Genomic DNA, 10,600 nt, shown 5'->3' with positions numbered 1-10,600 from the left:
TTTACTGTCACTTCATGTGTAGCAGTGTCGTATGTCACACCTGCTTCGCTACCTGCTTTTTCTGAGATAGTGTAAGTGTGGTCGCCTGCTTCATTGTATTCGATTTCTTTGAAAGTAACAGTACCGTCTGCAGCGTTTTTAGCTGTCGCAACGACTTTGTCACCTTCTTTAAGCTCGAATTCGTATTTATCAGCTTCAAGGGCTTTACCTTCCAAGACTTTCTTAGCTGTAATCGTTGCACTTGTTTTAGCTGCTTTATAGGTGTTGGTGAAGGTTGGGTTGTTACCTGTAACAGTTGCAACAAGTTGACCTTGGCCGTTATCTGTAACTTTTACCTTAACTTCGTGTTTAACAGTATCGTATGTCACACCTTTTTCACTACCTGCTTTTTCAGTGATAGTGTAAGTGTAATCACCTGCTGTTTCGAACTCAATTTCTTTGAAAGTAACGGTGCCGTCTGCAGCGTTTTTAGCTGTCGCAACGACTTCTTCACCTTTTTTAAGTTCGAATTCGTATTTATCAGCTTCAAGTTCTTTACCGTTCAAGACTTTCTTAGCTGTGATAGTTTCTTTAGCTGGAGTTACTTTATAAGTGTTAGTGAAAGTTGGTTCTGCAGATGTGACAGTTGCTGTTAAAACTCCACTTTGGAAAGTTGCTGCTACAGTAACTTCCTTGGCTTCTGTATCAAATGCAACGCCTGCAACTGCTGTTGAAGTGTCTTCTTTGATGATGTAGTGATAAGTTCCCGCACCTTTTACTTGGAGATTCTCAAAGGTAATAGTTCCATCAGCTTTTGATTTTGCTGTGGCTACAGGGTCCTTCAAGTTCTCTGCAGAAAATAGGTTAAAGGTAAACTCATCCGCTTTTGGAAGTTTATCTGTACGTCCTTCTACTACTTTCTTAGCCGTCACATTGAATACAGCTGGAACAGGTTCATCTTTAAGATGAATAGTAGAACCCGCAGCACCGAGTTTAACTGTATACTCTTTTTCATCTAGTTTATAACCTGCTGGGGCAGTCTTCTCTTTGATCTTAAACGTTTTACCTTCCCATTTCTGATCATAAGTTTTCGTAAGCGCTACTCCTTTTTCATTCGTAGTCACTTCTGTTGTTTCACTTGCATCATCTGCTGCTGTCACAGTATATACCGCACCCGAAACCGGAGCAAGAGTGAAGGCATCAGTCTTATGAATCTTAATTTGGTAAGCAGTAGATGCTACAATCGTTCCAGAAATCAAAGACGTCGCCTCAGCTGTCATATCAAGTGCTCCCGGACGACTTGTATTCTGTGCTAATTTAGTCCCGTCAGCCAATGACAGAGCAACCCTATTTCCTACTTTACTTCCATCATTAGGAGTTGTTGTGTTATAAGAGACTATATAAGAGGTCGTTCCATCTTTAAAAATGATATCAAATGAAGTATAGTTTTCGTTCCACGAAACGGTATAGTCTTGTCCCTCAGTTAACAAAACTGCATCATCTGGAACAGCAGAAGTCCCAACAGTGATATTTGCCTTATACACTTTTAGAGTCTCAGGAATATACTGTGCAGGAGTGTAACTAGTATCATCATTTGGTATAGTATCATGTAATACAATATTTTGTCCTAAGTCTTGTTTCTCTGTATTTACACGTACACGCCAGGTAGACCATGCATCTCCCTTGCTAACCGAACCAATCTCAGCCAGTTTTGGAGAGTTCCAACTTTCAAGGGCAGCACGACCCCCAATTTTAGCATAATTTTCAGTACCAACTTTGGGACCATCGATTGTTTTTGAGGAATAAATGTGAGTCACTTCTTGCTTCAATGAGGATGAATTAAAGTTAATACGGGTTTTATTCTGATCCTTTAAGAATCTAAAAGTAACAGAAAAATTCCCTGACACATCCTTTACCTTATCTCCACCAGTTTTCTCTAGATATTTATCCAAGTTTTTTAAGGTGATTTTTGCTTTCCCACCTTGATCAGTACCATTTGAAGTCACTTCTGCTTCTCCAATAGTAACTTTTGTTGTCGGATCAATTAAATCCTGACTCCCTTCATAAACTGCCATAGGAGCAGGTATATCAAAGGTAAAATAATCTCCATTATTCAGATGTTCATTATACTGTTTGAGATCAAAGGTCACGCGAAGCTTATATGCTAAATTCGTACGAAGCGAGAAATCTCCTTCTGAACTCACATTTTGCTTAGTGTCTGAAGCATCTAATAGATCGATGCCTGTAATTACTTGTGTCAATTCTTTTGAAACAGGATTATCTGCTTTAACAATCCCTACCAAAACAGATGCTAGAGCTAAAATAGCAAAAGTTAACGCAGAAAATTTAGAAAGCATGTTTAACGCTTTGCTTTTCGACATTTCTTCTCCTCTTTTCTATATGAAATTTTTATTTCTAATCTCCCTAAGAGATTACATCATACTATTTTGACAACCCCTATCACTAACTAGAGTTTATCTGATATATTATAACATTTCAATACAATCTATTCAAGTATATTAACTTAAAAATACACGTATTTGCACCATTCTATAACCTAGCCATTCAATTTTGAACTATTTATATCGGTAAACTGATATAAATAGCTTAATATATATTATATCTACAATTAGGCCAATCTTTGATATTATAGTAAAAAGCCAGTCATTTTGACTGGCTTTCTTTTCATTCTAATTGAATCTTAGCTCAATGCGTCATCCATTGAAAGAACTTCGTGGAAGACACGTTGTGTCAATTCAGTTTTTTGTTCTGGAGTGAGGTATTTAGTGTTTACACAGTATCCAGAGATACGTACGATAACGTCTTCACCTGACATAATCTTTTCGTAAACATCGTTCAAGTCCATAACGTTCAAGTTAACGTGTTGTCCACCGTTTTCGAAGTAACCATCAAGGATTGTTACCAAGTTATCAACTTGCTCGTCACGAGTCTTACCAAGAGCACGTGGAGAAACTTGAGTTGTCAATGAGATACCGTCAGCTGCGTAACCAAAGTCAAGGCTAGCAAGTGAGTTCAAGTTTTGCAACCATCCACCTTTAGCTTTGTTAGATGGGTTCGCACCTGGTGAGAAGAATTCAAGTTTAGACAAGTTCACAGAACCATCTTCGTTGAGGTATACACCTTTGTGGACTGGTGAGTTACCAGTTTGTTTAGAGTAAGCAACGTTAGATGTGATTGTCAAAAGTGATACAGTAGCTTCTGCGTCTTTGTATAGTTTGTGGCTACGTAGACGAGTTGTATAAGCTTCGATCAACCATTCTGCCAATTCGTTTGAACGTGGGTCATCTTCACCCCAACGTGGGTATTCACCGATTGTTTCGTAATCATAGATGTAGCCATTTTCGTCACGGATTGGTTTAACAGTAGCGTATTTAATCGCTGACAATGTATCAACAGTGTTAGCAAATCCACAGATACCGAATCCCATGTTAGCACGTTGTTTAGTTGGCAAGAAGGCCATTTGAACAGCTTCGTAGTTGTACTTGTCAGTCATGTAGTGGATGATGTTCAAAGCGTCTACGTAAGTGTCAGTCAACCAGTCAAGAGATTTTTCAAAGTTCGCTTTAACTGATTCAAATTCAAGAACTTCGTCACGGATAGGATCGATGTCAAATACTTTGTAGTCTTTGTGAACATCGTCGTAACCACCGTTCAAACCAGTAAGAAGAGCTTTAAGAACGTTTACACGAGCACCGAAGTACTGGATGTTGTGGCGTTGATCTTCGTTTTCTGGGTCAAGTGGTGACACACAGCATGAGATACAGCTCATTTCTCCGTATCCGTCTTTAGCCATTGTTGTTACACCTTCGTATTGGATAGAAGAGTGTTTGTGGCTCATGTGCATACAGTAGCGACGGAAGTTGTAAGGCAATTTGTCAGTCCAAAGAACTGTCAAGTTTGGTTCTGGTGAGTTACCGATGTTGTCAAGAGTGTTCAAGAAACGGTAGTCCATCTTAGTAACACGGTGACGACCGTCGTTACCCATACCAGCCATAGAAGTTGTGATGAAGGTTGGGTCACCTGAGTACAATTGGTCATAAGCTTTTGTACGAGCAAATTTAACTGTACGAAGTTTCATAACGAAATCATCAACGAACTCTTGGATTTCTGATTCAGTAAATGTACCGCGAGCAAGGTCACGTTCTGCAAAGATATCCAATACGATTGGCACACGTCCTAGAGATGTTGCAGCACCGTTGATAACACGGCAGACAGCCATGAAGGCGATGTTAACCCATTGGATTGCTTCTTTCGTGTTCATCGCTGGTTTGCGGACATCAACTCCGTAAAGGTCACCCAAGCGAACAACTTGTTGCAATGCTTGGTATTGAAGGTTTACTTCTTCACGAAGACGGATTGTTTCTTCATCAATTTCTTTGATCGCATTCCAGTCGTTTACTTTTTCTTGCATCAAGTAGTCTGCACCGTAAAGAGCAAGACGTGCGTAAACACCGATGATACGTCCACGTGAGTAGGCATCTGGAAGACCAGTTACAGTGTGAGCGTGACGAGCGCGACGAATGTTTGAAGTGTAGGCACGGAAGATACCGTCGTTAACTGTTGTTACGTATTTAGTGAAGATTTCGTGAACAGCTGGATCTGGTTCATATCCATTTTCCTTCAAAGTAGTTTCAGCCATACGGATACCACCTTTTGGCATGAAGTTCAATTTGAAGAGTTCATCGTTTTGGATACCGAAGATAACTTCATTTTCTTTGTCGATAAATCCAGCAGGAATATCAGCAATAGATGTTGGACGAGTGTCCATTGGGAAACGAGTTTCTTCGTAGTGTGCTTTTGTTTCTTCTACGATTTTTTTGATGTGAAGTGAACGTTCTGTTGGTCCAGCAAGGAAACTTTCATCTCCATCGTAAGGTGTGTAGTTAGCTTGAACGAAGCGAGAAATACTTGCTTTTTCTTTCCAATCTACGCCTTTGAAGCCTTCCCAAGCTTTATCAAAAATATCTTGTGCTTCAACAACTGTCTTAACAACCATGTTAATGTCCTCTTTTTCTAGTAACAGTCATCTGTTACATTCTTGAGACAAGTATACCATACAGTAACCGATTTCAACAAGAGAAAATCAGTATTTTAGACGCTTTCTTTTATAATACAGTCTCTTTTTTGCTCTTATCTGTATTATATTTTTGAAAGTCAGGTTGAACTTTCCCATTTTTTCAGAAAAAAGGGTATAATAAATATAAAATGACACTAGAAAGGGATTGAAATGCTCATATTTCCATTGATAAATGATTTGTCCAGAAAAATCATCCATATCGACATGGATGCCTTTTTTGCTGCGGTGGAAATAAGAGATAATCCCAAGTTAAAGGGCAAACCTGTCATTATCGGAAGCGACCCCAGACAAACAGGTGGGCGTGGTGTCGTTTCTACCTGTAGCTATGAGGCACGAGCTTTTGGTGTTCATTCAGCCATGAGCTCTAAAGAAGCTTATGAGCGCTGTCCCCAAGCTGTCTTTATCTCTGGAAATTATGAAAAGTATAAGACTGTGGGGCTTGAGATTCGAGCTATTTTTAAACGCTACACTGATTTGATTGAGCCTATGAGCATTGACGAAGCCTACTTGGATGTAACAGAAAATAAACTCGGTATCAAGTCAGCAGTTAAAATTGCCCGATTGATTCAACAAGATATATGGAGAGAGCTACAACTGACTGCTTCTGCTGGCGTTTCCTACAATAAATTCTTAGCCAAAATGGCTAGTGATTATCAAAAACCACATGGTTTGACAGTGATTCTCCCAGATCAAGCCCAAGACTTTCTCAAACAAATGGACATTGCTAAATTCCATGGTGTGGGCAAAAAAACAGTTAAACGCCTTCATGAAATGGGAATTTATACTGGCGCAGACTTACTGGACGTTTCTGAAGTTACTTTAATCGATCGATTTGGCAGACTTGGTTATGATCTTTATCGAAAGGCTCGTGGTATTCACAATTCTCCAGTCAAGTCCAATCGCATTCGTAAGTCCATCGGCAAGGAAAAAACCTACGGAAAGATCCTACAAGTAGAAGAAGACATCAAAAAAGAGCTGACTCTACTCTCTGAAAAGGTAGCTCTCAATCTCAGCACGCAGGACAAAGCTGGAAAAATCATTATCCTAAAAATACGATATGCTGACTTTTCCACTCTGACTAGACGAAAAAGCCTCCCACAAGCAACACAGGACACTAGTCAGATTTCTCAAACTGCCCTTCAACTCTACGAAGAACTGGCTGACAAAGAAAAAGGTATCCGTTTACTAGGAATTACAGTGACAGGATTTTAAAAAGCTTGAAGGAAAATTCCCTCAAGCTTTTTTCTTATACAAACAAACGCACAAAACTATAGAGCAACAAGACACTACCGAGTACGATACGGTATTTCCCAAAGAGTGTAAAGTCGTGTTTCTTCACATAGCTGGTCAAGAAACGAATAGCAACCATGCTGACTCCAAAGGCAACACCCATGGCTACAAGAAGTAAGAATAGTTGACCAAAACTCAAGAGTTGACCTGCTTTAATAAATTTGAAAATCTTTAAAGCACTGGCTCCGAACATAACAGGAATTCCGAGATAGAAGGTAAACTCTGTTACGACTGAGCGGCTTGTTCCATTCAACAAACCACCAACAATCGTCGCACCTGAACGGCTCGTTCCTGGAAAGAGGGCGAGGACTTGGAAGAGCCCAATGTAAAGGGCTGTTTTATAAGGTAACTTGTCTAGCTCTGTTACTGTTGGTTCAATGGCTTGCGCCTTATTTCGTTTTTCAAGGTAGATAAAGGCAACACCATAGATAATCAACATAATCGCAACTGAAACCATGTTATGGAAGTTAGCATCAAACCAATCATCTAGTTTAAAAACCAATAGCAAAGGCAAGGTCGCAACAAAGACTTTTGACCACAACTGCCAAGTTCTACGAACTTCTACCTTAGTTTTACCAGGTTTGAAAGGATTAAGCTTGTTAAAGTAAATGACCATAACTGCTAAAATGGCACCAAGCTGGATGACAACATTAAACATGGACATGAAGGCTTCATTCTGGTCCTTGTATTGTACAAATTCTTCAACCAAGATCAAGTGGCCAGTACTTGAAATGGGCAACCATTCTGTAATTCCTTCAACAATCCCAAAAAAGATTGACTTCAAAATTTCAATAAAATACATACATTACTCCTTTTTCTGTTCTCTATTATAGCATAATTTCGGATGTTGCGATAGATTTTTTAGAAGGCGCCGATGCTACCACCGCCTCCGCCTCCTGAGAATCCTCCACCTGAACTTCCACTTCCAGAAGATACAGAGTAATTGCTAGCTGTATTCGCTACAGCAGTATATTGCTTGATTTGTGCAGTTGAGGTGTCGAACTGTGAGTGCCAACCATAGGCTACATAAAGATTCAAATCTGGATTTTCAAGCTGAATATGGCGGACTTTCATTAACTTGCTCACCTTCTTGGCATAACCAAAGAGAGTCGCATAGACCAGGAGACGGTTCCAAAGGACGATGCTCTCTAACTCGGCTTGATCCAGATGAGCGATATCCCGAAGCATATTTTCAAAACTCGTCCAGAGATAGAAGATCTCCGCTCCTTCCTCTGTTAGAACTCCATCGCGATAGGCTCCTCGCGTGGCAAGATAAACCCAGAAACTAGCCCCTAATCCTGTCAAACCTAAGAGTAGAAATGGGATCGAAAAGAAACCATGTGTTTGCCAGCTATAGTAAAAGAATAGCAGTCCACCTAGAGCTGTTATGGCTGAACAGACCCGCATCCCGAGAGCAAGGCGGCGTTCCTCACTTGTCAAGGGACGATAGTAGCTTGGGATACGAAGTACATGGACCTTATCCTTGACACAAGACTGAATGCGTTGAAGTCTTCCTTCAAAGGAGCGTTTGAGACGCGAGCCTGTTTCTCGGATATGTTTTTCATCTGACTCTTTGGCACCACGGTAAAGGGAAGATGAAACTTGGTAATCAGGGAAGAGCTCTGAAATAGCCAATTCTTTCTTATTTGACAAAGTCATGCGCAGACATTCCTTCTCAAAATTGGATAAACCCTTTTCACTGATAATGCGCACATAAGGTTCCTCATCACCTTGGAAAATAGATAAATGACCTCGATCTACTAAATCCAACAAGGTTGCCTGAATCAAACGTTCAAAAGTAAATTTACCAAACCCTGATTTGTTTAGGGGATTGACTTCCTCTAAGGACGTTGAATACACTGCTTCTGCTAAAACCATTGGAGGCAAATCCATCGGTGGTTCATAAAGCCTGTGATCTTTTGGAAAGACCTTTTTAATGCTTGTACTCTGACGAAACATCCTATAGAAGATAGGAACTAGAAGTAAGAGACTCATAAAAATGACGGGGAATACCCATTTCATCAAAATCTCACTTTGCGCTTTTTCTGTTGCTATATTGCTTTCAATCCGGTTAAAATCGGTTAAACGTTCTTCCTCTAACCCTTGATCTGGAGCTCCTGCAAAAGCACTTCTAGGCCAGTATGCGTGTAATTCGATCTGTCGCTTTCTAGGAAGGTCTTTCATTTTGACATGATAGAGATTATTTACTTTTTCAACACTAGAGTCCCTTAGGAGTTGGCCTGCATGAAAATAGAGTTTCTCTGCTGGGGTATCAGAGCTAATCTTAAACTCAATCTCTTTGATGTCTCCAGTACTATCGGTCAAGGGTTGCCAATTTAGCTCTGCGATATCCTTATATAAGAAGAGAAGGTTTGTTAGTTTCCAGGTAACCGTTACCCGAACAGTATCTCCGGCATATCCAGCATTGTAAATTTTTACCTTGTAGCCGTCCTCTTCCTCCATAGTATAGAAGGAAACATTTTGAACAATTCTTCCATTTTTAGAGACCTGAACGGTCGGGTCGGGATCAATGTCAAATCCTTCCGGCATTTTCCCAGCTTTTCCGAGCCCAACTAACTGACCATTGTAATCATCTCCAAAGCGGTAGGTAATTGTTTCCTTAAAAATTGCAGTATTATCTGCATGAATATTCAAATCCCCCTGATAGGATAAGATATCAAAGTCTACTGCAAAAACCAGGCTCGGTATAAATAATAAATAAGTAAATACCAAAGCCAACAGCCATCTTTTTTTCATAATCGGTTCCCTTTCAATCTTTTTACCATTATATCATTTTTTATAAGTAAAGGCTTACTTGTATTGAAAATCTCACTATTTTTAGATACAATAGAGAGAGTCATTTTTAGACTAGAAATAGGAGAAAACATGAAAAAATTATGCTTATCTATCCTTGCTAGCCTAGCCCTTACCTTAGGACTAGTTAGCCAAGTCCAAGCCGACGAATATTTACGCATCGGGATGGAGGCAGCTTACGCTCCCTTCAACTGGACTCAAGACGACGATAGTAACGGCGCTGTCAAAATTGACGGTACCAACCAATATGCCAATGGCTACGATGTCCAAATCGCTAAAAAGATTGCCAAAGACTTAGGCAAAGAACCTTTGGTCGTAAAAACCAAATGGGAAGGACTTGTTCCAGCCCTTACTTCTGGCAAAATTGATATGATCATTGCCGGTATGAGCCCAACTGCTGAACGCAAACAAGAAATTGCTTTTTCAAGCAGTTACTATACTAGCGAACCGGTTCTATTGGTCAAAAAGGACTCTGCCTATGCGAATGCCAAATCTTTGGAAGACTTTAGCGGAGCAAAAATCACGTCTCAACAAGGTGTTTATCTTTATGACCTGATTTCCCAAATTCCAGGTGCCAAAAAAGAAACAGCTATGGGTGACTTCGCCCAAATGCGTCAAGCTCTGGAAGCTGGTGTTATTGATGCCTATGTTTCTGAACGACCTGAAGCAATGACCGCTGAGTCTGCTAACGCTAAGTTCAAAATGATCCAACCTCAACCAGGTTTCAAAACTGGCGAAGAAGATACAGCTATTGCCATTGGACTTCGTAAAGATGACAGCCGCATCAGCCAAATCAATGCCAGTATCGAAAACATCTCTAAGGATGAACAAGTAGCCCTCATGGATCGTATGATCAAAGAGCAACCTGTGGAGTCTACAACAACAGAGGAAGAAAGTAGTTTCTTTAGCCAAGTCGCTAAGATTCTTTCTGAGAACTGGCAACAACTCTTGCGTGGTGCTGGTATCACACTCTTAATCTCCATTATCGGAACCATCACAGGTCTCCTTATCGGACTTGCGATCGGGGTCTTCCGTACCGCTCCACTATCTGAGAACAAGGCAATGTACGCCCTACAGAAACTAGTCGGTTGGATTCTCAATGTCTATATCGAGATCTTCCGTGGTACACCGATGATTGTTCAATCTATGGTTATCTACTATGGAACTGCCCAAGCTTTCGGTATCAATCTTGACCGCACACTAGCCGCTATCTTCATCGTCTCAATCAACACGGGTGCCTACATGACAGAGATCGTTCGTGGTGGTATTCTAGCAGTTGACAAAGGACAGTTTGAAGCTGCAACTGCTCTTGGTATGACCCACAATCAAACCATGCGTAAGATTGTCCTGCCTCAGGTTGTCCGTAATATTCTACCTGCTACTGGTAATGAGTTTGTCATCAATATCAAAGATACCTCT

The 10,600-nt window shown here is 40.4% G+C and carries 6 protein-coding genes; 2 read left to right on the top strand and 4 right to left on the bottom strand.

What is annotated here, in order from left to right:
• Both GMD6S_RS07045 and pflB read right to left on the bottom strand, forming a co-directional pair.
• A partial coding sequence (locus tag GMD6S_RS07045; protein WP_000045551.1) for a Spy0128 family protein occupies positions 1-2,360 on the bottom strand: 2,360 nt, incomplete at its 3' end.
• A 320-nt stretch (positions 2,361-2,680) separates the two neighbouring features.
• Positions 2,681-4,996: a formate C-acetyltransferase gene (gene pflB / locus GMD6S_RS07040; RefSeq protein WP_000260621.1), complete on the bottom strand. Its 2,316-nt coding sequence runs from the start codon at positions 4,994-4,996 to the stop codon at positions 2,681-2,683.
• A gap of 231 nt (positions 4,997-5,227) precedes the next feature.
• Between pflB and dinB the strand changes: the two genes are divergently transcribed.
• On the top strand, positions 5,228-6,289 hold the full coding sequence (dinB, locus tag GMD6S_RS07035; protein ID WP_000904552.1) for a DNA polymerase IV: 1,062 nt from the start codon (positions 5,228-5,230) through the stop codon (positions 6,287-6,289).
• 34 nt (positions 6,290-6,323) lie between these two features.
• Here dinB and GMD6S_RS07030 read toward each other — a convergent pair whose 3' ends face one another.
• Entirely contained in the window at positions 6,324-7,169 is an 846-nt protein-coding gene (locus tag GMD6S_RS07030; protein ID WP_000273568.1) for an undecaprenyl-diphosphate phosphatase, read from the bottom strand.
• A gap of 59 nt (positions 7,170-7,228) precedes the next feature.
• Entirely contained in the window at positions 7,229-9,124 is a 1,896-nt protein-coding gene (locus tag GMD6S_RS07025) for a DUF2207 domain-containing protein (protein WP_000747709.1), read from the bottom strand.
• Between the two features lie 129 nt (positions 9,125-9,253).
• Between GMD6S_RS07025 and GMD6S_RS07020 the strand changes: the two genes are divergently transcribed.
• A partial coding sequence (locus tag GMD6S_RS07020) for an ABC transporter substrate-binding protein/permease (RefSeq protein ID WP_000732041.1) occupies positions 9,254-10,600 on the top strand: 1,347 nt, incomplete at its 3' end.

It is taken from the genome of Streptococcus sp. GMD6S, assembly GCF_000297015.1.
The sequence above is the reverse complement of the archived record's forward strand: the minus strand, read 5'-3'. Positions and strand labels throughout refer to the sequence as shown.